Origin of the sequence: Aeromonas sp. QDB03, assembly GCF_027707985.1 — a bacterium.
Classification (GTDB): Bacteria; Pseudomonadota; Gammaproteobacteria; order Enterobacterales; family Aeromonadaceae; genus Aeromonas; species Aeromonas hydrophila.
In genome coordinates this window covers 251788-275494 of record NZ_JAPCJG010000001.1, presented here as the reverse complement: position 1 = coordinate 275494, position 23707 = coordinate 251788, and the positions used below count along the sequence as shown (strand labels likewise).

At 62.5% G+C, this 23707-nt stretch carries 21 protein-coding genes and 1 pseudogene; 11 read left to right on the top strand and 11 right to left on the bottom strand.

From position 1 onward, the window contains the following. Positions 1-8: 8 nt before the first annotated feature. The 9 genes from PG900_RS01290 to hybO all read right to left on the bottom strand — a co-directional run bounded on the left by PG900_RS01290 (position 9) and on the right by hybO (position 9639). Entirely contained in the window at positions 9-821 is an 813-nt protein-coding gene (locus PG900_RS01290; RefSeq protein WP_041217646.1) for an ABC transporter permease, read from the bottom strand. Further along, positions 811-1815 carry an ABC transporter permease gene (locus PG900_RS01285; protein ID WP_080697792.1) on the bottom strand — a complete coding sequence of 335 codons (1005 nt, stop codon included), beginning with the start codon at positions 1813-1815 and terminating at the stop codon, positions 811-813. Before PG900_RS01285 ends, PG900_RS01290 begins: the two co-directional genes overlap by 11 nt. Continuing rightward, positions 1800-3431: an ABC transporter substrate-binding protein gene (locus PG900_RS01280; protein ID WP_041217645.1), complete on the bottom strand. Its 1632-nt coding sequence runs from the start codon at positions 3429-3431 to the stop codon at positions 1800-1802. The genes PG900_RS01285 and PG900_RS01280 overlap by 16 nt, the downstream gene beginning before the upstream one ends. Before the next feature lie 106 nt (positions 3432-3537). Continuing rightward, the gene (gene hybE, locus PG900_RS01275; protein WP_041217644.1) at positions 3538-4086 is read right to left on the bottom strand and encodes a hydrogenase-2 assembly chaperone; all 549 of its coding nucleotides are present in this window, start codon (positions 4084-4086) and stop codon (positions 3538-3540) included. After that, positions 4068-4598, bottom strand: coding sequence for a HyaD/HybD family hydrogenase maturation endopeptidase (locus PG900_RS01270; RefSeq protein WP_041217643.1), 531 nt, complete (start codon positions 4596-4598; stop codon positions 4068-4070). The genes hybE and PG900_RS01270 overlap by 19 nt, the downstream gene beginning before the upstream one ends. Beyond that, complete coding sequence (hybC, locus tag PG900_RS01265; protein ID WP_085734886.1) at positions 4598-6301, bottom strand: hydrogenase 2 large subunit; 1704 nt, start codon at positions 6299-6301, stop codon at positions 4598-4600. The genes PG900_RS01270 and hybC overlap by 1 nt, the downstream gene beginning before the upstream one ends. After that, positions 6298-7485 (bottom strand): Ni/Fe-hydrogenase cytochrome b subunit, encoded by a 1188-nt coding sequence (hybB, locus tag PG900_RS01260; RefSeq protein ID WP_011706348.1) that lies wholly within the window; start codon positions 7483-7485, stop codon positions 6298-6300. Before hybB ends, hybC begins: the two co-directional genes overlap by 4 nt. Further along, positions 7478-8503: a hydrogenase 2 operon protein HybA gene (gene hybA, locus PG900_RS01255; protein ID WP_042015680.1), complete on the bottom strand. Its 1026-nt coding sequence runs from the start codon at positions 8501-8503 to the stop codon at positions 7478-7480. Before hybA ends, hybB begins: the two co-directional genes overlap by 8 nt. A 2-nt stretch (positions 8504-8505) precedes the next feature. Beyond that, positions 8506-9639, bottom strand: coding sequence for a hydrogenase 2 small subunit (gene hybO, locus PG900_RS01250; protein ID WP_011706350.1), 1134 nt, complete (start codon positions 9637-9639; stop codon positions 8506-8508). Positions 9640-10370: 731 nt separating this feature from the next. Between hybO and PG900_RS01245 the strand changes: the two genes are divergently transcribed. From PG900_RS01245 to alr, 10 genes are all read left to right on the top strand, one after another. Further along, entirely contained in the window at positions 10371-10739 is a 369-nt protein-coding gene (locus PG900_RS01245; RefSeq protein ID WP_024941904.1) for a response regulator, read from the top strand. After that, positions 10736-11056, top strand: coding sequence for an STAS domain-containing protein (locus PG900_RS01240; protein ID WP_041217640.1), 321 nt, complete (start codon positions 10736-10738; stop codon positions 11054-11056). The genes PG900_RS01245 and PG900_RS01240 overlap by 4 nt, the downstream gene beginning before the upstream one ends. Beyond that, the gene (locus PG900_RS01235) at positions 11043-13199 is read left to right on the top strand and encodes a chemotaxis protein CheA (protein WP_270830756.1); all 2157 of its coding nucleotides are present in this window, start codon (positions 11043-11045) and stop codon (positions 13197-13199) included. Before PG900_RS01240 ends, PG900_RS01235 begins: the two co-directional genes overlap by 14 nt. A gap of 43 nt (positions 13200-13242) precedes the next feature. Continuing rightward, positions 13243-14919, top strand: coding sequence for a methyl-accepting chemotaxis protein (locus PG900_RS01230; protein ID WP_270798755.1), 1677 nt, complete (start codon positions 13243-13245; stop codon positions 14917-14919). 9 nt (positions 14920-14928) lie between these two features. Beyond that, on the top strand, positions 14929-15456 hold the full coding sequence (locus PG900_RS01225) for a chemotaxis protein CheW (protein ID WP_011706355.1): 528 nt from the start codon (positions 14929-14931) through the stop codon (positions 15454-15456). A gap of 2 nt (positions 15457-15458) precedes the next feature. After that, positions 15459-16322 (top strand): CheR family methyltransferase, encoded by an 864-nt coding sequence (locus PG900_RS01220; RefSeq protein ID WP_270798758.1) that lies wholly within the window; start codon positions 15459-15461, stop codon positions 16320-16322. Next, positions 16319-17395 carry a protein-glutamate methylesterase/protein-glutamine glutaminase gene (locus PG900_RS01215; protein WP_270830755.1) on the top strand — a complete coding sequence of 359 codons (1077 nt, stop codon included), beginning with the start codon at positions 16319-16321 and terminating at the stop codon, positions 17393-17395. Before PG900_RS01220 ends, PG900_RS01215 begins: the two co-directional genes overlap by 4 nt. Before the next feature lie 2 nt (positions 17396-17397). Further along, positions 17398-18606, top strand: a complete 1209-nt coding sequence (locus tag PG900_RS01210; protein WP_011706358.1) for an EAL domain-containing response regulator — start codon at positions 17398-17400, stop codon at positions 18604-18606. 111 nt (positions 18607-18717) lie between these two features. After that, the gene (locus tag PG900_RS01205; RefSeq protein WP_270830754.1) at positions 18718-20349 is read left to right on the top strand and encodes a methyl-accepting chemotaxis protein; all 1632 of its coding nucleotides are present in this window, start codon (positions 18718-18720) and stop codon (positions 20347-20349) included. 467 nt (positions 20350-20816) lie between these two features. Next, positions 20817-21929 carry an alanine racemase gene (alr, locus tag PG900_RS01200; protein ID WP_205421757.1) on the top strand — a complete coding sequence of 371 codons (1113 nt, stop codon included), beginning with the start codon at positions 20817-20819 and terminating at the stop codon, positions 21927-21929. 146 nt (positions 21930-22075) lie between these two features. On the opposite strand, the gene PG900_RS01195 is transcribed toward alr, so the two are convergent. Then, positions 22076-22771, bottom strand: coding sequence for a B3/B4 domain-containing protein (locus tag PG900_RS01195; RefSeq protein ID WP_118881053.1), 696 nt, complete (start codon positions 22769-22771; stop codon positions 22076-22078). A 43-nt stretch (positions 22772-22814) separates the two neighbouring features. Between PG900_RS01195 and PG900_RS01190 the strand changes: the two genes are divergently transcribed. Then, entirely contained in the window at positions 22815-23417 is a 603-nt protein-coding gene (locus tag PG900_RS01190) for a helix-turn-helix domain-containing protein (protein WP_118881052.1), read from the top strand. 160 nt (positions 23418-23577) lie between these two features. On the opposite strand, the pseudogene PG900_RS01185 reads toward PG900_RS01190, so the two are convergent. Then, positions 23578-23650, bottom strand: a pseudogene (locus PG900_RS01185). Positions 23651-23707: the final 57 nt, after the last annotated feature.

Sequence of the window (23707 nt, the reverse complement as noted above, 5' to 3'; positions counted from 1 at the left end):
TTCAAAACTCAGCATGCTTCACTCCCAAACCAGAGTTGTTGCAGTGCTCGGGTAGCCTGATCAAACAGTAAAACCAAGGTCAGCAGCATCAGACCGGGGAAGAGGGCCAGCCACCAGCCGCCGCCGGCCAGATAGCGCAGGGCATCGGCCAGCAGCAGACCAAGGGAGGCCTCGTGGGCCGCCAGACCAAAGCCGAGGAAGCTCAGCGCCGCGCTGTGCAGCACCGCGTGGGGAAACATCAGCAGGGTGCCGATAAACCACTGGGGCAACAGCCCCGGCAACAGATGGGTACGCCAGCGGCGCAGCGCCCCCATCCCCTGACAGCGCGCCAGCACCACGTAGTCGCTGCTGGCGATGCGCCGTGCCTCAGCGCAGAGAATGAGCGCCAGCTTGGGCCAGTGGGTGAGCGCCACCGCCAGGATCACCCCACGCATGCCGCCCCCTGCGGTAAAGCAGATCAGGATCAACAGCAGCATATGGGGCAGCGCCAGCATGGCATCGATCACCAGCCGCACCGTCGCATCGCACCTGGGATGAATGAGCGAGAGGCTGGCCGCCGCCATGGCCAGCAAGCCGCTGCACAGCGCCGTGCTGATGCCAAGATCCAGACTGGTGAGGGTACCCTGAAAGGCCCGCAGCCAGAGGTCCCGTCCCATCTGATCGGTGCCGAACCAATGCACCAGCGAGGGGGGCTGCTGGCGGGCCAGCAGATCCATCGGCACATCCTGATGAGAGAGGCTCCAGCCATAGCTGGCCAGCAGCAGCAGGCAGATCAGCGCAAAACCCAGACGCAGCAAGGAGGGGAGCGGATTAAACAGCATGCACACCCTCCCAACCCCGGTTGATGCGGGCCAGCAGCACCCGCGCCGCCGTGTTGCCCAAAAAAACCAGCAGGGTACAGAAGAGCACGATCCCCATCAGCAGGGGGATATCCCCCCTGAGCCCCGCATCCACGGTGGCCTGGCCGAGCCCCGGATAGGAGAAGACCTTCTCGGCCAAGAGCGATCCGCCAATCAGCTCACCGAGGGAAGCAAACTGCAGACAGATGGCCGGGGTCAGGGCATGACGCAGCACGTGAAAGCGCAGCATGGGCCAGCCGTCATCCCCCTGGGCGCGGGCGTAGCGAATAAAGTCGCTCGCCAGCACCTCGGCCACTCGCTCCCGGGTGTGCAGCGCGATATTGCCAAGCCCCAGCAGCGCCAGGGTGGTCACCGGCAACAGCAGATGACGCAAGCGCATCAGCCAGTCCGCCTCATCGGCAGCGAGCCCCGGCGTCCAGGCGCAGCAGACCGGCAACAGTGGCCAGTGCACCGCAAACAGCGCCAGCAGCAACAGGCCGACCCAGAAAGTGGGCAAGGAGGCGAGCAAGTAGGCAAAGCGGCAAATCAGGCGATCGGGCCAGCGGTTGAGATAGCGACCGGCGCAGAGGCCCAGCAAAATGCCGAAACAGCCGGAGAGCAGCCAGGCGCCCGCCAGCAGCAGGAAGGAGGCGGCAAAGCGCTGGCCAATGACCTCGCTCACCGGCGCGTTGTAGAGCATGGAGTAACCGAGATCCCCCTGCAGCACCTGGCTAAACCAGTGCCAGTAGCGCAGCCACAGCGGCTGATCCAGCCCCCAGCGAGCGGCGATGCGGGCGTACTGCTCGGGCGGCACATGGAGCAGATCGTTGCCGATATAGGCCTTGATGGGATCGATGGGGGAGTAGCTCAGCAGCACAAAGGTGGCGACCGAGACCAGACAGAGCAGCCCTGCCAGTCGCAGCAGGGCTTTCAGTGTTGCAGTCATCATGGTGGACGAACTTAGCGGCACGTCCACCGCCAATCCTGCAGGTTGTTGAGCAGTGACCAGCTACCGTGAATTTCCGGCGCCCCCTTGCCAAGGTCGATGCAGCGGTTGGCCAGATAAGTGTGCTGCACGTTGAGCAGCCAGGCCCAGGCGGCATCCCCCTGCACCCCGGCGCCGCTCTTGCCATCCCACTCCACCTGCTGCCAGAACGGTACGGCCGCCTGCCAGTCGGTGGCATCCAGCGCCTGCTTGAGGTGACCATCCACCACCGGATTCTGGTAATAGCCCGGGTTGTAAAACTCCACTCCGGCGGAACCGCTCTGGTAATGGTGATAGAGCTCCATGGGATCCAGACTCCCCCACCCCATCAGCACCGGATTGGCGTGCATCTCGCGCTCCACCTGCTCCCAGCTGCCGGACTTGAGGCTCACCTCGAGGCCGATGGGTTTGAGCATGGCCCGCACCGCTTCCGCCAGATCCCGGCGGGTGCTGTCACCGCTGGTGTACCAGAGGGTAAAGGCGGCGCGCTGGTCGCCCTTGTGGCGAACGCCGTCGCTCCCCCTCTGCCAGCCAGCCTCATCGAGCAGGGCGTTGGCATGGGCCGCATCCCCGTCCTTGAAAGCGGTGGCTTTATTCAGCCAGGGCAGGCCTTCTACCGCACTGTAGGCCGGGATGGCGTGCCCTTCCAGCAACTGGGCGGCCAGCAGCTTGCGGTCGATGGCGTAGTTGATGGCGCGGCGCACCGCCACGTCCGAGGTCACGTCGTTGCCGATGGGATAACCCTTGGCATCTTTTTTACCAGCAGCAGGAATGGGGAAGACGATACCGCGGTTCTCCACGCTCGGCCGCACCCACAGCTTGAGGGTGTCGGGTACGGTGGGCGCCAGCGACGGAGCGATGCGCACTAGGTCGAGCTGGCTGCTCTGGGCGGCGGCGTAGGCGCTCTCTTCATCGATAAAGACAAACACCAGCCGCTTGAAGTCATTGCTGCCGCCGGCGTAATGGGGGTTGGCCTCTACCACCAGCTGCTGGCCGGGCAGGAAGCTCACCAGCCGGTAGGGGCCGGCGCCGACCGGATGGCGGGCATAGCGCTTGGGATCGTAATCCCGCTTCGACACGATTCCGAGCGATCCCAGCACGTTGACGAAGGTACTCTGGGGGGCGCTTAAAGATATGGCAACCTCGGTAGGCGAGAGCACCTTGGCCGAGACAAAGTTGCCCATGTCGATCTTGCCGCCACCCTGGGCTGCGCTGTTGTAGGTAAAGGCCACGTCTTCGGCGGTGAGCGGCGCGCCGTTGGAGAATGTCAGATCCGGCTTGAGGCGGATAAGCCACCCCTTGCCATCCTGATTCGGGGTCACCGCTTGGGTGAGCACGTTCTGCCAGCTGAGATCGGCGTTTTGTTTGAGCAGCGGGCTGTGCAGCAGTAGGTAGCTGCCGTGGCTCCAGCCAAGCAGCGGGTCAAACCCTTCGGTGGGCTCACTGCCGATGGCGAGCTTGAGCTCGGCGGGGACGGGCTGGGCCGCCAGCGCCATGGAAGAGAAACCGCCCGAGAGCAGGGCCAGCAAGGCGGCCGCCGTGGCAGAGAAGCCTTTATGGCGGCCGGCGTTGCTGCCTGAGTGACAGCCAAAGCATTGAATGGTCATAAGATCCCTTGTTCGTTTTACCACTCACTATCAAAAAACAGGGGCACGACAGAAGCGAGTGAGGGGCCAAAACGGCCCCTATTCTAAACCTGATTGCAGATGAGACCTAGCGCTGGGTGTCGCCCACAGGGTCGCCACGCCGGCCGCTGAACAGGCGGCGCCGGCTCAAGTTCACGCCGCCCTCCCCCTGCTGCACCGGAAGCGAAAGCAGCATCTTGAGGGTGCTGCTCACCAGCGCGCGCCCCTCGTCGGCCCCCAGATGCGGGTCGATGGGGGACATGAGCGAGCAGGCCAGCAACTGCCCCGTCTCGGGCAATGCCCCCACCATAAAGGTCAGGTTGCCGCAGGGGAGCTGCAGGGCGAGCCGATCGCTGCTGCTGCGCACCGGCCAGAGCTGATCCGGCCCAGGCAGCACTACCACGCTCAGCATCCAGGGGGTGAGCACGCAGCCGAGCCACTGCCCTTCAAACAGCACGCACTCCGCAACTATGGGCATGGTGGCGTGATAGAAGGGCAACGCCTGCATCTCTTCGCGAGCGATCCGCTCGTACTGGGCTACCAGCAATGGCGCGGGATTCACGGCAAAACCGGCAAATTCCTGCACCGACTCTGTCGCGGCTTCGTTCACTGCCTCATTCACAATGGATTGCGCCATACGCCCTCCCGCGCTCGCTCGGCCTTCTCCTGCTCAGAGAGCGGGATGGCCGGAGCACCCAGACTGGCCAACAGGGTCAATATCCGATCCGTCGCCTCCTCCAGCGCCGCCACCACCACGGGGGTGAGGCCGATGCGGGGTTCGAGGGATTCGGGCTCGACCCCGATCAGGGTGAGCCGCCTGGGGGATTCCCCCGTCATGTGCAGCGCCGAGAGCACATCCGCCAGCCCCAGCTGATGGGGGGAGATCTTGCGACCGAACAGGGTCGGGATCTCCTCATCCTTCAGGGTCACCACGGTACCCGGCGGATTGCCGCTGCGCACCGCGTCCGCCAGTATGATGTGGTCGCGACTGGCCATCGCTTCGAGCAGCTCCATGCCGGCGGTGCCGCCATCGAGCAGCTCGATGCCGGGGGCGAAGCGGTAGTCGCGTTCCAGCCCCTCGACGATGCGCACGCCGACGGCCTCATCGCTCAACAGCAGATTGCCCACGCCCAGGATCAGGGTGTTCATCACAGCACCTTCACCTGAGTCACGTCGCCACTCTGGGTATCCACCACATGGACCGCGCAGGACATGCAGGGGTCGAACGAGTGGATGGTACGCACCACCTCCAGCGGCTTGGCCGGGTCGGCCACCGGGGTGCCTACCAGGGATTGCTCGTAGGGGCCGGGCTCGTCGTTGAAGTTGCGCGGGCCCGAGTTCCAGGTCGATGGCACCACCGCCTGATAGTTCTCGATCTTGCCGCCCTTGATGACGATCCAGTGGGAGAGCATGCCGCGCGGTGCCTCTTCAAAGCCCACCCCGCGAAACTCCTTGTCCGCCGGGATCTCGGTCTTGATGTAGGCGCTGACATCCCCCTTGCCGATGTTGTCCACCAGCGCCTTCCACTGATGAGACAGGGTGTCTTTGAGCACACAGCAGCGCACCGCCCGGCCGATGATGCGGCCCAGGGTGGAGTGCAGCTGTTCGGTCTTGATGGCTGAGCCGGTAAGCGTTTTGTAGAGGCCGTTCAGCTGATCGAAGTGCGTCACCGTCTCCGGGTGCTTGGCAGCGAGCTTGACCAAGAGGTCTGCAAGCGGCCCCACCTCAACCACCTTGCCGTAGAAGGTGGGGGACTTGACCCAGGAGTACTTGCCGTCATCCTGCCAGCCGGTGTAGTTCGGCTCGGTCTTGCCCTCCCAGGGCTTGAGGGGGGCGTCATCCTTGTACCAGGCGTGCTTGTTGCTCTCGGCGATGCCATCCATCAGCCAGGCATCCTGATGGCTCTCGATGGGACGATAGCCGGCCAAATCGCCATTCTCGATGTAGCCACCCGGCATCAGGAAGCTGCCACCGTCACCGTCGGTGGGTAGCTCCGGCACGCTCAGGTAGTGCTTGGCCCCCTGCCCCAGGTTCAGCCACTCGGGGTAGTGCGCGGCTATGATGGCGGCATCCACCTTGTAGACCTGCTCGATGAATTCGCCGAGCCGGTCGATGAAGCTCTTCACGTAGAGCAGCCGCTCCAGGTTGAGCACGCTCGGCGCATCCAGGTTGATGGGGTTGGCCACGCCGCCCACCGCCAGGTTCTGGATGTGGGGGGTCTTGCCGCCGAGGATGGCGACGATGCGGTTGGCATCGCGCTGACACTCCAGTGCCTGCAGATAGTGGGCCACGGCGATGAGGTTCACCTCCGGGCTCAGTTTCATCGCCTTGTGGCCCCAATAGCCGTTGGCAAAGATGCCGAGCTGGCCGCTCGCCACCAGGGCGCGGATCTTGTCCTGCACCTTGGTCAGCTCGTCGGCGCTGTTGAGGGACCAGGTCGATACCCCCTTGAGCAGGTCGGCCGCCTTTTGCGGATTGGCCTCAAGGGCCGCGGTGATGTCCACCCAGTCCAGCGCGGAGAGCTGATAGAAGTGGACGATGTGATCGTGAATGTTGTGGGCCGCAATGATGAGGTTGCGAATGAACTGGGCGTTGACCGGCACCTTGGCGCCGATGGCGTTCTCCACCGCCCGCACCGAGGCGATGGCGTGAATGGAGGTGCACACCCCGCAAATGCGCTGCACTATCATCCAGGCATCGCGTGGGTCGTTGCCCTTGACGATCTCCTCCATCCCGCGCCACATGGTGCCGGATGACCAGGCCTTGGTGACGACGCCGCCTTCGATTTCACAGTCGATACGCAGGTGACCCTCGATGCGGGTGATGGGGTCTATGGTGATACGTTGGCTCATACGTTGGCTTTCCCTCGGGCCTGATAATCTTGGTGAACACGTTCAAGTGATGGCAGTACCGGCAGCAGCCGGATCAGCAGCAAATAGGCACACACCTCGATGGCGACGAAGCCCAAGGAGATCAGCACTTCCGCCGCGGAGGGGAAGTAGTGGTAGCCATTGCCGGGGTTGAAGGCGAGCAGGGAGTAGTCCAGTCGCCAGAGGGCGGCGCCCAGCAGCATGCTGAGGGCCCCCAGGAACAACATGCGCGAATCGCGGCGGCTCTTGTCCCAGTGGAACACCAGCAGCGGGAAGATCATCAGCGCGATCTCGCTCCAGAACATCAAGGCGTAGCGATCCCACTGGGAGAGGTACTCCGACTTGTCGTTGATGACGATCTCGGCAAAGCGCAGCGCCACAAACAGGATCAGGAAGATGTCGATCACCTGGGTCAGTTTGTAGAACAGCGGCTTCTCGTTGGGGCCGCGTCCCGCTAGCCCCGCCTGCACGAGGGAGCCTTCAAACACCACGATGGAGAAACCCATGATGAAGGCGGTGAGCAAGGAGAAGACCGGCAACAGCTCGTAGCTTTGCCAGAGCGGATGGATCTTCTCCCCCGCCACTATCATCAGGGATCCCATGGAGGATTGGTGCATGGTGGGCAGCAGGGCCCCCAGCGCCAGGATGAAGAACATGACCTTGTTGATCCGCGCAAGGGAGACCTTCCAGCCGAACTTCTCCATCAGCACGGGGGCAAACTCCAGCGCCATCACCCCGATGTAGATGGTCATGCAGACCGCCGTCTCGAACAGCACCGAAGAGGTGTTGAAGAAACCCGGAATGTAGAAGTAGGGCAGGTTCCAGTAACGGCCGACGTCGATGGTGATGGAGAGGCCGCCCAGCGAATAGCCGAACAGGCTGGCCAGCAGGGCCGGCCGCACCAGGGGGTGATACTCGCCCCGGTTGAAGACGTAGACCGCCCAGGCCAGTGCCCAGCCGCCGCAGGCGAAACCGGTGCCGATCAGCAGATCAAAGGAGATCCAGAGCCCCCAGGGGTAGCCGCCGTTCAGATCGGTGACCGAGCCCAGCCCGAAGATCAGGCGTTTGAGGATCAGCATGCCGCACAGGATGACGAACGGCGCCAGCACCATGACCGGCCAGCTGACCAGCCTGCCTCCCAGCGGATGTGCCTTGTGATTACTCATGATCCTTGCCTCCCGATTGCTTGTCATGGCCCGCGTGCGAGTCATGATCGTCGCCATCCTGATGGTCCTTGGTGTTGCGGCGAATGAGCACCGACAGCCCGGTCAGCACCACCAGCGGCAGCACCATCCCCTTGTAGAGGGTGTGCTGGATATGCTCGGAGCGCGCCCCGGAGGAGAGCTCCGGCAAGTCAGGCATGTCGAGCTTGGTGTAGGGCACCCCGGCCAGCACCAGCACCTGGGTGCCGCCCCCCTCCTTCTCGCCATAGACGTAAGGCTGGTAGTTGGGCACCTCGTGCAGGTAGGGATCGTTGGCGCTGAAAGTCTGGCGCGGGTAGGCATATTCGCTGCCCGGGGTGGCCAGCAGCCGGCGCTTGGCCTCGGCCATCAGCGCCTCGCGGGTGCCGAAGATGACGGCGCCGGTGGGGCACACCTCGACGCAGCCGGGCAACTTGCCCTGATCAATGCGCTCAAGCCCCTTCTGGTTGCAGAGCTCACACTTGTGGATCGCCCCGAACGGGTTGTCGTAGTCATATTTGGGCACGTCGAACGGGCAGCCCACCATGCAGTAGCGACAGCCGGTGCAGACATCCGGGTCGTAGTGGACGATGCCGGTCTTGGGATCCTTGGTCAGCGCCTGCACCGGGCAGACGGAGACACAGTTGGGATCGACACAGTGCATACACTGCTTCTTGATGTAGGCATAGCCATCCACCAGCTGATCCTTGTGCTCACCCGTGCCGCTCTTCCACACCTGAATGATGTTGTTGGTGTAGGGGCTCAGCTTGTCGTTGTTGGACCAGGTTGCTTCCCCAGCCGGATTGGCCGGGTTGCCGTTGAGGCGCTGGCACTCCGCCACACAGGCCTGGCAGCCGATGCAGAGGGTGGAGTCGTAGAGCATGCCGAGCGCGCCGGGAATGGGCGGCTTGTTCTCGGCCGCCGCCAGGGCAGTGCCGGAGACGGTGGTGCCCGCCGCCAGCGCACCGACGGAGGCGAATTTGAGGAAGTTGCGTCTGTTCACGGTCACTCCTCCCGTGAGGTGTGCTGCCCGGCTTCATGGCGCTTCTGCTGGCGACCGAGCTCGCGCACCGTCATCAGACTCACCCCGACCAGCACCCCGAGCGCCCCACCGATAAGGCCGGTGGCGGTGGGCGACATGTGTCCTCCCTCCTGGATGGCCACGTCGGGCTTGTTCACCCGCGGGGTGGGATTCTCCACCTTGGCGAGCTGGAAGATCCCCTTGCTGAAACCCACTCCCTGCTCGTTGCAGCCGTAGCAGGGATGGCCTATGCCCACCGGCCAGATGCCGCCGCCCACATCGCAGAACTCCAGGGTCGAGCAGTTGCCGTAGGTCTCCGGCCCCTTGCAACCAAGATGGTAGAGACACCAGCCCTGCCGGTGGCCCTCGTCGCCAAACTCCTTGGCGAAGCGGCCGGCATCGAAGTGCGGGCGGCGCTCACAGTTTTCGTGGATGAGCCGCTCATAGGCAAACAGCGGCCGCTTCTTGGCATCGAGCGCCGGCAGCTTGCCGTAGGTGATGTAGTAAGCGACCGTGGTGAGGAAGTTGTGGGGGTTGGGCGGGCAGCCCGGGATATTGATAATCGGCGTGCCGAGGTTGCCGAGGGCCTCCTCCAGGCTGACGGCACCGGTCGGGTTGCCGCCGCTGGCAGGCACCCCGCCCCAGGCGGCGCAGGAGCCGATGGCGATGACGGCAGCCGCATCGGCAGCCGCGCGGCGAATATGGTCGACGATGGGTTCACCGGCCACCATGCAGTAGATGCCGCCATCCTTGAGCGGGATGGAACCATCCACCACCAGCACATACTTGCCCTTGTAGCGTTCGATGGCATTGTGCTTGTTCTCTTCGGCCTGATGGCCGAAGGCCGCCGAGAGCACCTCGTGGTACTCCAGCGAAATGGTGTTGAGGATCAGGTTCTCGATGGTGGGGTGGGTGGCGCGCAGCAGCGACTCGGTGCAACCGGTACACTCCTGCGCCCCTATCCAGATCACCGGTGGCCGCTCGGGGCTGGTGAGCGCGGTGGCCATCTTGGCCACGGCATGCTGGCTTAATCCAAGGGTTGCGGCCATCCCGGCGCACAATTTCATAAAGTCACGGCGATTAATTCCATGAGCCGATAAAAAAGTATCCTCGACCATTCTTTTTATTCCCGTAGTGAGCACTTGTTTGATAAATGCTTAATAGCGGAAATGCTAAGTACTCCCCCCCTGCCCCGCGTTGATCTCCATCAAGTGACGGAAGATTATCCAAATAGAAAACTCATCAGCATGGATTTAAAAAAATCATATGTAGCATAGACTTAGAAAGCATGCCACACACTGTAAAAATACCCACTAGGGGGTAATTTGGCGTGTTAATGAATTTAATTCATTTAAATTACCCGTTAATTCGTGATGTTAAATAATCAGAATGAAAGCGTTGTCACACTATTTAACCCGGTCTTTATGTTACCAGCCATAGGCTATTTTACCTCGCCTAAAGTGGCTGATAATATATACCTTTATATTTGTATAATTATATGTAAACAAGTGGAATGGACGCGCGAACGATATTTATTATCAGCTTCTCAAATAGGCTCCTCTGCCTATTTCAAGAAATATCTCCCTTGCTTGATTAATTAACTGTCATCAACAGGATATCTGCATTTCCCCCCTATTCCCCCGCTTGCAACAGGTGATCCGCCCCCTCCTTCCCGGCCCGGTTGCACCACCTGCCCCGTACAACTGGCGCCATTTGTCTCTATTAGTCAGTGATGACATAAAAATCTCTCCAACATCAAGCTGTTGAACAACAATTATCACTGAGCCCTGTGCGGGCTCTGCCCTTGGCGCTAAGGGCAAGGAACCCATGAAGTCGATGAGGATGACCGATGAGCAAAACCATACTGGTGGTGGATGATTCCGTGGGGATCAGGGCGGCCATCACCATGACGCTCAGCAGCGCCGGTTTTGAGGTGATTGAGGCCGGCGACGGCGAAGCCGCCCTCATCGAACTGGATCAGCGGCGGGTACACCTCATCATCTCCGATCTCAACATGCCCGGCATGGATGGCATGACCCTGCTAAGACGGGTCAAGGCCCAGCAGACTACCCGCTACCTCCCCTTCATCATGCTGACCACCGAAGACTCCGAGCAGATCAAGCGGGAAGGATTCGAGGCCGGCGCCCGAGTCTGGCTCACCAAGCCGTTCGAACCGCTCAAGCTGCTGGACGATGTCTGCAAGGTGGTGCAGCCATGAGCCTGGCGATCGACACCCGGCAAACGCCGGTGACCGCCACCCTGAGCGGCGAGCTCAGCGTCATCACACTGGGGGATCTGCAGGATGATCTGTTCGGCCTGCTCAATTTCTCGGTATTGACGCTGGATCTCACCCCGCTGGAGATGCTCGATGGCTGCGGTGCCCAGCTTATCGCCATCCTGCAGCAGGAGGCCGGCCAGCAGGGCAAGCAGCTGCGACTCGAGGCCGCTGAAGGCAGCCAGGCCCGCCATGTCTTGAGCCTGATGGGATTGTGGCCAGCCGACCATGGGGAGGGCCGCGCGGATGGATATCAATAAGGCCCGCGCCCTCTTTTTCGAGGAGGCCTACGAGCAGTGCGACAATCTGGAACACGCCCTGCTGGATCGCGACACCTATCCGGCCAACCCCGACACCTACAACCTGATGTTTCGCACCGCCCACACCATCAAGGGCTCGGCTGGCATGCTGGGACTGGCCATGCTGGTGCGCTTCGCCCACGCCATGGAGAACATGCTGGAGCGGCTGCGCAGCGGCGAGATCGCGCTGGACGAACACCTCATCAACCTGCTGCTGGCCTGCAACGATCAACTGCACGACCTGCTGCAGGGGGCCGAACACAACCCCGAGCTGCAACAGACCGAGACCCAGCAGATCCTGGCCCTGCTCTCCCAGCTGCAAGGGCACCAGACCCTGCCCAGCCAGCCGCTGATCATGCCGGCTCCCGCACCGGTCAATCAGACGGATCGGCGCGCCTGGCACCTCTCCCTGCGCTTCTATCCCGCTCTCTATCAGGACGGCTTCGATCTGCTGGCCTTCATCCGCTACCTCGGCAACCTGGGGGAGATCCGCGTCATCCAGCCGGTCTGGCAGGAGTGGCCCCCGCTGCAACTGCTCGATGCCACCGAGTGTTTTCTCGGCTACGAGATTGGCCTGCTCAGCGCCGAACCGGCCGAGCGGATCCGGAGTACCTTCGATTTCGTTGCCCACGCCAGTCTCATCTGCCTGCTCAGCCCCCATCAGGATCTGGCGCAGTTTTCAGAACAGGGGCAAAAGCTGGCGGCCTGGTGCAATGAGCCGCTCGCGGCCCAGTTGCAGCGCTGGGTGCAGGCCGGCGCCCTGAGCAAAGCGGAAGCGGCCTGCATCGCGCAGGGCGAACTGACGCCCGGCGCGGCAAGCGTCGAACCGGCCTTGGCACCCCCCACCCCGCCAACCCAGCCGCCGCAGGAGGCCCCCCCACAGCAGACCAGACCCGCACCGCTGCGAGCGGAGGGGCACTACATCCGCATCGAGGCGGCCAAGCTCGATCGGCTGATCAATCGGGTCGGCGAGCTGGTGATCGCCACCTCGGCAACCACCCTGCAGGCGAGGATGAGGGGCGATGCGGAACTCATCGAATCAGTGGCCATCGTCAACACCCTGGTGGAAGGGATCCGCGACGACGCGCTCACCCTGCGCATGGTGCCCATCAACGAGATCTTCAACCGCTTCCCGCGACTGGTGCACGAACTCTCCCAGCAGACCGGCAAGGAGATCCAGCTGCAGATCCGCAACGCCGATACCGACATCGACAAGTCGATGGTCGAGAAGCTGACCGACCCCCTGATGCACCTGGTGCGCAACGCCGCCGACCATGGCCTCGAAGAGCAACAGATCCGGCTCGCCGCCGGCAAGCCGGCGCAAGGAACCATCACCCTCAACGCCTATCACGACGCCGGCGCCGTGGTGGTGGAGGTCAGCGACGACGGCCGCGGCATCGACCGCGACAAGATCCTCGCCAAGGCCCATGGCCAGGGGCTGCTGCCGGAAGGCAAGGTATTGAGTGAACAGGAGATCTTTCAATTGCTGTTTCTGCCCGGCTTCTCGACGGCCAGCGATGTCAGCGATCTCTCCGGGCGGGGAGTCGGGCTCGACGTGGTCAAGCGCAATCTGGAGTTTCTGCGCGGCGAAACCACCATCGACAGCCGGCTGGGGCTGGGCACCACCTTTAGGCTGAGACTGCCGCTCACCCTGGCCATCATCGACGGTTTTCGCATCGAGGTGGATCACGCCTCCCTGGTGATCCCCCTCGACATGATGGTCGAGTGCATCGATCTGCCGCCGGATGCCCTGCGTACCCCGGCCCGCCAGATCAACGTGCGCGGCGAGTGGGTGCCCTTCATCGTCCTGCGCGAGCTGTTTGCCCTGCCCCCTGCCGACGAACCCGAGTTCGTGGTGATGGTGGACTATGCCGACCATCGTGCCGGCATCGTGGTGGATCGCCTGATTGGCGAGGTGCAGGCCGTCATCAAGCCGCTCGGCGAGCTGTTCAAGTCCCTGCGCTACGTGAGCGGCTCCACCATTCTGGGCAACGGTCAGCCGGCGCTCATCCTCGACGTCCCCCAGCTCATCCAGCTGGCCTGGCGGCGGGAACAGCATGCGCTCCGGCAACAGGCCGATACCCTCTACAGCCTCAGAGATTGACCACACACCTTAAGCACATCAACGGAATTGACGGAGTCAGACCATGGACTGGTTTCACAACTTGCAAGTCAGAACAAAGCTGGTGTTCTCGTTCTCCATCCTCATGGTGCTGCTGGTGGTGCTGTCGCTCACCAGCTACTACTCCACCAGGACCATGGTGCAGCTGGTCAGCAACATGCACGCCAACCAGCTGTTGCCGATCAAGGACATCGCCAACGCCAACATCTATGCGGTCTACCAGAACCGGGCCCTCTATCGCTACATCGGCGAGGTTGACCCGGATCTCAAAGCCCAGGCGTTGGTCAATGTCGACAAGTTCGAGAAGGGGATGTGGGATTTTCTGGCCAGCTACCGCAAGACCTACCTCACCCAGCGGGAGGTGGACCTGCTGACCCGCTTCGATCAGGCCTGGGCCACTTACAAGCAGTACGCCAGCGAGATCCTGAAGCTGGCTCAGACACCGGGCCAGGATGGGGAGCCCGAGCGCAACGCCTTTCGGCTGATGGGTGACAAGGGGCGCCCGGCCTTCGACATCGCCGATGGACTGCTGAGCGATCTGGTCAAGGTGAATGCCGAACTGGCATCCCAATCCATGGATGAGAGCCAGGCCATCTATCAGGACAACCTGCAGATCCTCATCGCCATCGCCAGCGCCGCCTTTCTCATCTGCCTCATCCTGGCCCTGCTGGTGACCCGCAGCATATTGCGCCAGCTGGGGGGTGACCCTTCCTACACGGTGCAGGTGGTGGCCCGGGTCGCCGAGGGGGATCTCTCCACTCCGGTGCAGCTCAAGGCCGATGACACCTCGAGCCTGCTCTATGCAATCAAGAGCATGGCCCACCGCCTCTCCGACACCCTCAACGAGGTGGGCGCCATGTCGGAAGCCATCGGCTCCGCCTCCGAGCAGGTGGCCGCCACCGCCAATGCCCTCTCCCAGACCTCCTCCGAGCTCGCCTCCAGCGTCGAGCAGACCAGTGCCTCGGTCGAGGAGATGACCGCCACCGTCAGCCAGAATGCCGACAATGCCAAGGTGACCGAGAACATCTCCACCAAAGCGGCCAGCAGCGCCACCGAAAGCGGCAAGGCGGTCGGCGAGATGGTACACGCCATGAAGGAGATAGCGTCGCGCATCACCGTCATCAACGACATCGCCAACAAGACCGACCTGCTGGCCATCAACGCCGCCATCGAGGCGGCCCGCGCCGGCGAGCACGGCAAGGGCTTTGCCACCGTCGCCGCCGAGGTGCGCAAACTGGCCGAACGCTCCCAGACCGCCGCCAAGGAGATTGGCGAGCTGGCCGGGCGCTCGGTCAGCGTCGCCGAGCAGGCGGGATCCTTGCTGCGTGAAATGCTGCCAGGCATCGATCAGACTGCCACCCTGGTGCAGGAGATCGCCTCCGCCTCCCGCGAGCAGCGGGCCAGCGTCTCCCAGATCAACATCGCCGTGACCCAGATAAGCGACGGCATGCAGGCCTCGGCCGCCTCGGCGGAAGAACTCAGTTCCACCTCGGAAGAGCTGAGCTCCACCGCCCTGCAGTTGCAGGAGCTGATGCAGCAGTTCACCCTGCGCGGCGGCAACAGCCGCCAGCCCTATACCCCGCACGGCGGCGCCCATGTCATCCGGCGCAGCAAGCCAAAGTCTGCATTCTCCCGCCCCTACCCTTTTCATGAAGAGGATCTGGAGCGAGAGATAGACGATGGCAAGTTCACCAACTACTAGGAGCCGGCGATGAGAGACAAGCTTGCCCCTGATACCAGCGCCCACTTTCACTGCGTCACCTTCATGCTGGGCGGCGAACTATACGGCATCGACATCGGCTGCATTCGCGAGATCATCGAGTTCGAGGGGATGACCCCGGTGCCCATGATGCCGCGCTTCGTGCGAGGCATCATCAACCTGCGCGGCGCCGTGGTGCCGGTGATCGACCTCTCCATCCGTTTCGGCCGGGGCCAGACCCTGCTGCAGCCCACCACCTGCGTCGCCATCCTCTCCCTGCCCAACAGCACCGGCGAGGAGCAGGAGATCGGCATGCTGCTGGATGCGGTCTGCGAGGTGCTGGAGATCCGCAGCGACGCCATCGAACCGGCCCCCACCTTCGGCACCCACATCCGCGGCGACTTCATTCAGGGGGTGGTCACCATCGATCAGCAGTTCGCCATCCTGCTCGACATGCACAGGGCCCTCTCCATCGCCGAGCTGAGCGCCATGGCCGAGGCGGCCACCGAGCAGCAGTTCTCCCCGGAACAGGGCGGCTGACCATGGTGGCGCCCCCCTTCACCGCCGAACTCACCCCGACTCTCAGCCAGGGCGAGTTCGATCTGTTTCGCCGCTTCATCCTGAATTCGGCCGGCATCGACCTTGCCCCCTGCAAGCGGGCGCTGGTGCAATCCCGGCTCGCCAAGCGGCTGCGGGCACTGCACCTCACCAGCTATCATGCCTACTGGGAGCGGATCAATCAGTCCATCGATCCCCACGAGCGGCAGCTCGCCATCAATCTGCTCTCCACCAACGAGACCTATTTCTTTCGCGAATCCCAGCACTTCAGCTGGCTCAAGCACCATGCCGAACAGCTGCTTGCCACTCGCCGCCAGCCGCTGCGAGTCTGGTCCGCCGCCTGCTCCACCGGGGAAGAAGCCTACTCCGCCGCCATGGTGCTGGCCGAACAGCTCGGCATCAACGATCGCTGGAGCATCCACGGCACCGACATCAACACCCGGGTCATCCCCTTTGCCCGCCGCGCCGTCTACTCGGTCGAGCGGGCCCAGCACGTGCCGCCCCATCTGTGGCTGCACTATTTTCAGCGCGGCCATGACGAGTTCGCCGGCAAGATCCGGGTCAAGCCGGAGCTGGCCGGCAAGGTCACCTTTGCCAACCTCAACCTGCTGACCTGCGGCGACTATCCGGAGCGCAACTTCGACGTCATCTTCCTGCGCAACGTGCTCATCTACTTCAATGACGAGACCAAGGCCCGGGTGCTGTCGCAGCTCTGCAACCTGTTGCGCCCGGACGGCTACCTGCTGGTCGGCCACTCCGAGATCATCCGCCAGCAGGATCTGCCGCTGGTGCAGGAGGCCCCCTCCCGCTACCGCTGCCTGCCCCTTCAGCCCAAGGAGCTGCCATGACCATACGCGTGCTTATCGTCGACGACTCGGCCCTGGTACGAGAGGTACTGACCCAGATGCTGAGCAAGGCGGAGGATATCGAGGTGATCGGCGCCGCCTTCGACCCCATCTTCGCCATGCAGCAGATGAAGAAGTGCTGGCCCGACGTCATCATCCTCGACATCGAGATGCCGCGCATGGACGGTCTCACCTTCCTCAAGAAGATCATGGCCGAGCACCCCACCCCGGTCATCATCTGCTCCTCCCTCACCGAAGAGGGGGCCATGATCACCCTGGAGGCGATGTCGGCGGGGGCCATCTCCATCGTCACCAAGCCCAGCGTCGGCATCAAGAGCTTCCTGCAACAGTCCGCCAACGACTTCATCCAGGAGATCCGGGGCGCCGTCGGCGCCAAGCTGCGCAATCTGCTGCCCGGTGCCGCCCCGCTGCCGGTCACCCCGAGGCGCAATGCCGACGAGGTGCTCTCCCCGCCGGCGGAGCGGATCTCCTTTCGCACCACCGAGAAGATAGTTGCGCTCGGCACCTCCACCGGTGGCACCCAGGCGCTGGAGTACCTGCTCTCCCGCCTGCCCGCCACCTGCCCGGGGATCGCCATCGTCCAGCACATGCCGGCCCGCTTCACCGCCTCCTTTGCCGAGCGGCTCAACGGCCTCTCCCAGCTGGAGGTGAAAGAGGCCGAAACCGGCGATCGCCTGCTGCCCGGGGTCGCCATCATAGCGCCGGGTGGCAAGCACCTGCTGATCCAGCGCAGCGGCACCCAGTATCTGGCGGAAGTCAAAGAGGGGCCGCCGGTCTCCCGTCACTGCCCCTCGGTGGACGTGCTGTTTCGCTCGGTGGCGGTGAGTGCGGGGCGCAACGCCCTCGGCGTCATCATGACCGGCATGGGGGATGACGGTGCCCGCGGCATGCGGGAGCTGCACGACTCGGGCGCACGCACCATTGCCCAGGATGAAGCCAGTTGCGTGGTGTTCGGCATGCCCAAAGAGGCCATAGCCCACGGCGGAGTGGATGAAGTCATGTCCCTCACCCACATTACCCAGACGCTCAGCCGTCCGGATCTACGAGGCGTGTAATTATGTCATTGGAAAAATGGCAAGGCCGCAGTGCCATGGTGGTGGATGACTCCCGCACCCAGCAGTACGAAGTGACCTGTCTGCTGCAGGAGCTGGGGTTCGGCCAGATCCACGTTGCCCATGATGGCCAGGATGCCCTGAACAAGCTGCAGCAGCTCGAGCGCATCGATCTGCTGCTGACCGACCTCAACATGCCCGGCATGGACGGAGTCGAGCTCATCAGCAACCTGGAGAAGAACACCCACTACCGGATGTTCGTGGCCGTGATGAGCGGGGTGGAGCGGGACGTGCTGGACGTGATCCACGCCATCGCCGATGCCAGCACCCTGGAGGTGATCGGCGTGCTGTCAAAGCCGCTGCGACAAAGCGATCTGCGCAACATGCTGCAGCATTGCGATCCGCTGGCACACCGGGAAAACAAGAAGTGGATGCAGCTCACCTTCACCGCCGAGGATGTACAGCAGGCGCTGGACAACCGCCAGCTGATCCCCTTTCTGCAACCCAAGGTGCTGATGGCGGACGCCAGTCTCTACGGCTTCGAGGCGCTGGTGCGCTGGATCCATCCTGAACACGGGGTCATTCCCCCCATCTGCTTCGTTCACCACCTGGAAGAGGGGCAGCTGGCGCTCGATTTCTTCTACCAGTTTCTGCATGCCACCTGCGAGGCGCTTACCACTCTGGGCGCACTGTCCGAGCACCCCACCTGCTCCATCAACATGCCGGTCAGCCTGCTGCTGACGGACAAGCTGGTCGAGAACATGATTGCCATCGTGCAGGCCCATCAACTGCCCTGCAGCGCCATCATCATCGAAGTCACCGAGACCACCTTCATGTCCAACCTCGCCATGTCGCTTGGCACTCTGGCACGATTGAGACTGCGTGGATTCGGCATCGCAATGGATGATTATGGCACCGGCTACTCCTCCATGAAGCAGCTATCTCGCTGTCCTTTCACCGAGATCAAGATTGACAAGGAATTCGTGCACGACGCCCATAGCAGCCCCAAGAAGCTGGCTATATTGACCTCAGCGATCGTCATGAGCCAGAAGCTCAACCTCAAGACGGTCGCCGAGGGAGTGGAGACCGAAGAGGACTGGAAGCAGCTGGCACTGCTCGGCTGCGAGCTGGCGCAAGGCTATTACATCAGCCGACCGCTGCCGGTCGATCAGATTGAAAAATGGTTTGCCGAATGGCAGGCCAGAGCGACCTGAATCGTGTCCCTTTGCGCTATTGAGGAACCCCGCTCTGAGAGGGCGGGATAACAACAACACCGGCAGTATCGACATCGCTGCATGGACGCTTGAAACAAGCATGAGGCTACCATGAACAACCTACTTCGCCAGCTCTCCATCAAGACGCGGCTTATCGTCTCCTTCCTGTTGCTGAATCTCATCCTGATCGGGGTCGGGCTCTACGGCAAACAGAACACCAACACCGTCAATGAGATGCTCAACGGCATGTATCTCAATAATCTGACGCCCATCACCGATATCGCCAACGCCAACATGCAGGCCATCTATCACAACCGCTCACTGTTCGACTACGTCATCGAGCCGACCCAAAGCGGCATGGACAAGATTGCCAGGGATATGGATCTGCACGAGCAGAAGATGGCCGCCCTGCTGGACAAGTACCGGGCAACCGAGTTGACCGAGCCGGAGAAACTGGCTCTGGCGGACTTTGACCGCACCTGGCCGCTCTACAAGGAAGCGGCACACAAGGCGATGGCGGCAAGTGCAGCCAACGACAACGACAGCGCCATCAAGCTGATGAAGGGCGAGGCCGCCACCACGTTTCAGGTGGTGGACGATCTGCTCAGCAAGCTGGTCGACATCAATCAGGGGCTGGGCAAGCAGGCCTTTGATGAGAGCGACGTGATTGCCAGCGACATCACCACCGCCACCTACACCATACTCGCCATCTCGGTACTGCTCTCCTTGCTGCTGGGCTGGTTGCTCAGCAGCAGCATCAACCAGCCGCTGCTCGCCATCATGCAGGACCTGCAGCAACTGGCGCAGGGCCGGCTCACCGCCCCGGAGCAGGCCGAGGGCAACGACGAGCTGACCCGTATGCAGCAGGCGATGATCAGCACCCGCCGCAGCCTGCGCGACATCGTCTCGACCATGCAGCATGCCGCCGAGAGCCTCACCGCCAGCGCCTCCCAGTTGGGAGCGGCGGCCGAGCAGGTCAATACCAGCTCCCAGCAGCAGTCCCTCGCCACCGCCAACACGGCTGCGTCGGTCGAAGAGCTCACCACCTCCGTCTCCCAGCTCTCCTCGTTTGCCAATCAGGCCAACAGCGTGGTGATGCAATCCGGGGAAATTGCCCAGGCCGGCGAGAAGCAGGTCAAGCACGCCTCCCAGGAGGTGCTCAGAGTCACCACGGCGGTCAACGACTCCGCCAAGCAGGTGCAGGGATTGTTTGACGACATCACCCGCATCAGCCAGATCTCGGTGATGATCCAGGGGGTCGCGGATCAGACCAACCTGCTGGCGCTCAACGCCGCCATCGAAGCGGCCCGGGCCGGCGACATGGGCCGCGGCTTCGCCGTGGTAGCCGACGAGGTGCGGACCCTGGCGGCACGCACTACCCAGGCCACCCAGGAAATCAACGAGATGCTCACCTCCATCCAGCAGGGGGCCACCAGCGCGGTCAAGGGGATGAGCGCCTGCTCCGACAGCATGAGCACGGTACGGGAGACCACCGAGGGATCCAGTGAAACCATGGCCCAGGTGGATCAGAGCTCCCGCAAGGTGGTGGAGCTGATCCAGGAGATAAGCTCCATGCTTCACGAGCAGGCCGCCGCCAGCCAGCTCATCGCCCAGTCGGTGGAAGAGATCACCCAGATGTCGCTGGAGAACGTCTCCGCCGCCGAGAGCGTCAATCACGACGCCTCCCAGCTGACCACCATCATCCAGCAGCTCAACCAGGGCATCGGGTTCTTCAAGGTATAACCACGACCCGCCCGGCCATGGGCCGGGCGGGTCCCTCCTCCTTATCCTGCCATCAAGACCCCATCTTGACCCCGCCTCCTTGCCACGGGCTCACAGCGGTCCGGCGCTGGAATGCCAACATCAGCACGGCATTCACTCAACCATCCATCAAAAACAGTCCAAAACAGCCTCATTCCCCTCCCGTTTGGAGGGACAAAACCAGTGATAAATACTGGGTCATAGGGAGCCAGAGAAAGCGTTGGCAGGCAAATTTATACAGAGGAATATCCCGTATTTTGCGCATTTTCACATTCCCATTCGCCACATAATTTACCAATCAAAAAACAACTGATAACATCTTTTTACATTTTAAGGCATATAAAACAACATGATTCAGTGACCCCCCGTTTGCTCGTCGCGGCAGCCAGGATCACCGGATCAGGATTGAAACCAGCAGCCAACTTCTCATCGAGCAGACACCCGACCCCATGATGAACACAGTTACGGCCAGCATCGATATCGATGCACTCCAGCACAATTTCGCCGTGGTGCGCCGCCATGCCCCCCACAGCAAAATCATCGCGGTACTCAAGGCCAATGCCTATGGCCACGGGCTGCTGCCGGTGGCCCATGCACTCGCCCAGGCCGATGCCTATGCGGTGGCTAGGGTCGAGGAGGCGCTGGTGCTGCGCGCCAACGCCATCACCAAGCCCATTCTGGTGCTGGGAGGCTTCTTCAGTGCCGAAGCGCTGCCGCTGCTGGCGAAACACGAACTGCAAACCACCTTGCATACCTGGGAGCAGCTGGCACTGCTCGAGCAGGCCAGTCTGCCCGCCCCCATCAAGGTGTGGCTCAAGCTCGATACCGGGATGAACCGGCTCGGGCTGCGCGCCGAGGAGTTGCCCGCCTTCATCGAGCGGCTGAGCCATTGTCGCAACGTGGTGCAGCCGTTCCATCTGATGACGCACTTCAGCCAGTCCGATGAGCAGGATACCCAGGCCACTCAGTTGCAGATCGAGGAGTTCAACCGCCTCTCTGCTCATCTGCCGGGCGAGCGGGCCATGGCCAACTCCGCCGGCATCCTCGCCTGGCCGGCATCGCGCAGCGACTGGATCCGGCCTGGCCTCATACTCTACGGCGCCTCCCCGTTTGCCGGTCAGCTCGCCGCCGACCATGACCTGCGTCCGGTCATGACCCTCAAGAGCCAGCTCATTGCCACCCGCGCCTGTGCGCAGGGCGAAGCGGTCGGCTATGGGGGACACTGGGTGGCGGATCGAAATACCATCCTCGGCGTGGTGGCGGCGGGCTACGGGGATGGCTATCCGCGCATGGCGCCCCAAGGGACCCCCATGCTGATCAATGGCCGCCGGGTACCCATCGTGGGCCGGGTTTCCATGGACATGATCACCGTCGATCTGGGGCCGGCGGCCCGCGACAAGGTGGGAGACGAGGTGACTCTGTGGGGGGAAGGGCTGCCGGTGGAACTGGTGGCCGAAAAGATAGGCACCATCCCCTACGAGCTGCTGACTCGCCTGACCAGCCGGGTCCATCTCAGGCACTGCGACAAACGCGAACAGATGCCGATGTTGAAGCTGGCCTGAGCAAGCGAGTACGGGCCTGCGATATGGGCCCTGTTATACCGTCATCAGGCAATAAGTTGGCCGCTCCTCATGGCGGGAGCTGCAATACCACAGTAGGGGCCCCCTTCCTCCCAGCGTTGGGATGAAGGGCGCCCCTGCTGCCCGGTTCAAGAAAGATCGAAGCCGACCAGGCTCTGCTCGATGCGGGCGTCAGGCATCATGCGCCGCAGCCCGTCCACCAGCTTGGCACCGGCCTCCTGCAAGGCCGCCAGCGGCATCTCTGGCAGGCTCTCCAGAATGAACCACATCTGTCTGGCATCGCTATCCAGGCGCGTTCTCAGCCCCTGACGCCAGTTCCAGCGCCGGCAGGTAACACCCAGATCGTCGCGCCAGATCACCTCGCCCGCCTCCGGGCACTCCTGCGCCGGCGCCCCCTCTTTCATGGTGTCAAAGGATTCGCTGCCATCGGCAATGACCAGTCGGGGCGTCCCGACATAGGCGGCCAGGTTTTCCCCGCCGACCGGGAGGGCATAGGCGAGGCTGATGGCGTTGTAGAGATCCACCACGGGATCGATGCTGGGCAGAGCGCCATCACGCAGCACCCGCTTGCGCAGGGCATCCGCCGAACAGGGAGTACGCTGGGGCTTGGCGCCAAACCCCTTGAATACCTCGGCCCAGGCGGTCAGATGCGCCTCGGTCCAGGGCGCGGGGTCGTGCAGAACCCGCTGGCAGGCCTGTGCCAGCTCATCGACGGCGATGGCCGGATTGACGATCTCGTCGGTCTGCAGGGTAATGCTGATAGCCCGAAATCCCGGGGCCAGCGTCGCCAGCGCGGGATCGATTGACGGTTGTACCGATCTCATGGAATATCCTTATATCGACTATTTTATTTCATGATAATGACCGATGACCAAGAGAGTCAATATAACGACCGATGCCGGCGCCGATGTGGGGCATGTCACTGCCGCCGTCTCCCGCCGGCTCAAGGAGTACAGACAACAGGGCCGGCTGTCGCTCGATGAGCTGTCGCGCCGGGCCGGGGTGAGCAAGGGGATGCTGGTCGAAATCGAAAAGGGGGCGGCCAATCCCAGTATCGCCATCCTGTGCAAGCTGGCCGCCGCGCTCGGGGTATCGGTTGCCGATATCGTCGACGTGGCCAGCACCCCGACGCTGCATCTGATCGAGCCGCAAGCCATCCCGACTCTGTGGCAGGGCCCGCTCGGCGGCTCGGCCCGCCTGCTGGCCGGCACCCGGGGGCCGGACATGATAGAGCTGTGGCATTGGCTGCTGTACCCCGGCGAGCAGTTTGACTCTGACGGCCACCCGCCCGGCACGGTGGAACTGTTTCATGTCGAGCAAGGTACCCTGCAACTGCAGTTGGGAGAGAGCGAGCTTGCTGTCACTCAGGGTTGTTCGGCCGTGGCTCGCACCGACCTGCCCCACGCCTATCGCAACGCAGGCGACAGCGTGCTGCGCTTTACCATGACGGTAGTGGAACCGCACGGCTGAAGCTGACCGCTGCGAGGTGACAAACCGTGTCCTGATAAACAACGCCTCCTGATAAACAAAAGGCCCCATCTTGCGACGGGGCTTTTGCGAATTGGTGGCGAGCACGGATATTACTGCGCCCAAAGCAAAAAACCGACCATCAGGTCGGTTTTTTGTAATTTGGCGGTGAGGGAGGGATTCGAACCCTCACTTTTATATATCACCGCAAAAATATAACCTTTTCATTCAATGACTTACGCAGAAACCGCCGACCATAAAAACAGCGTAATTGACTCAAGCTATTGCCATGA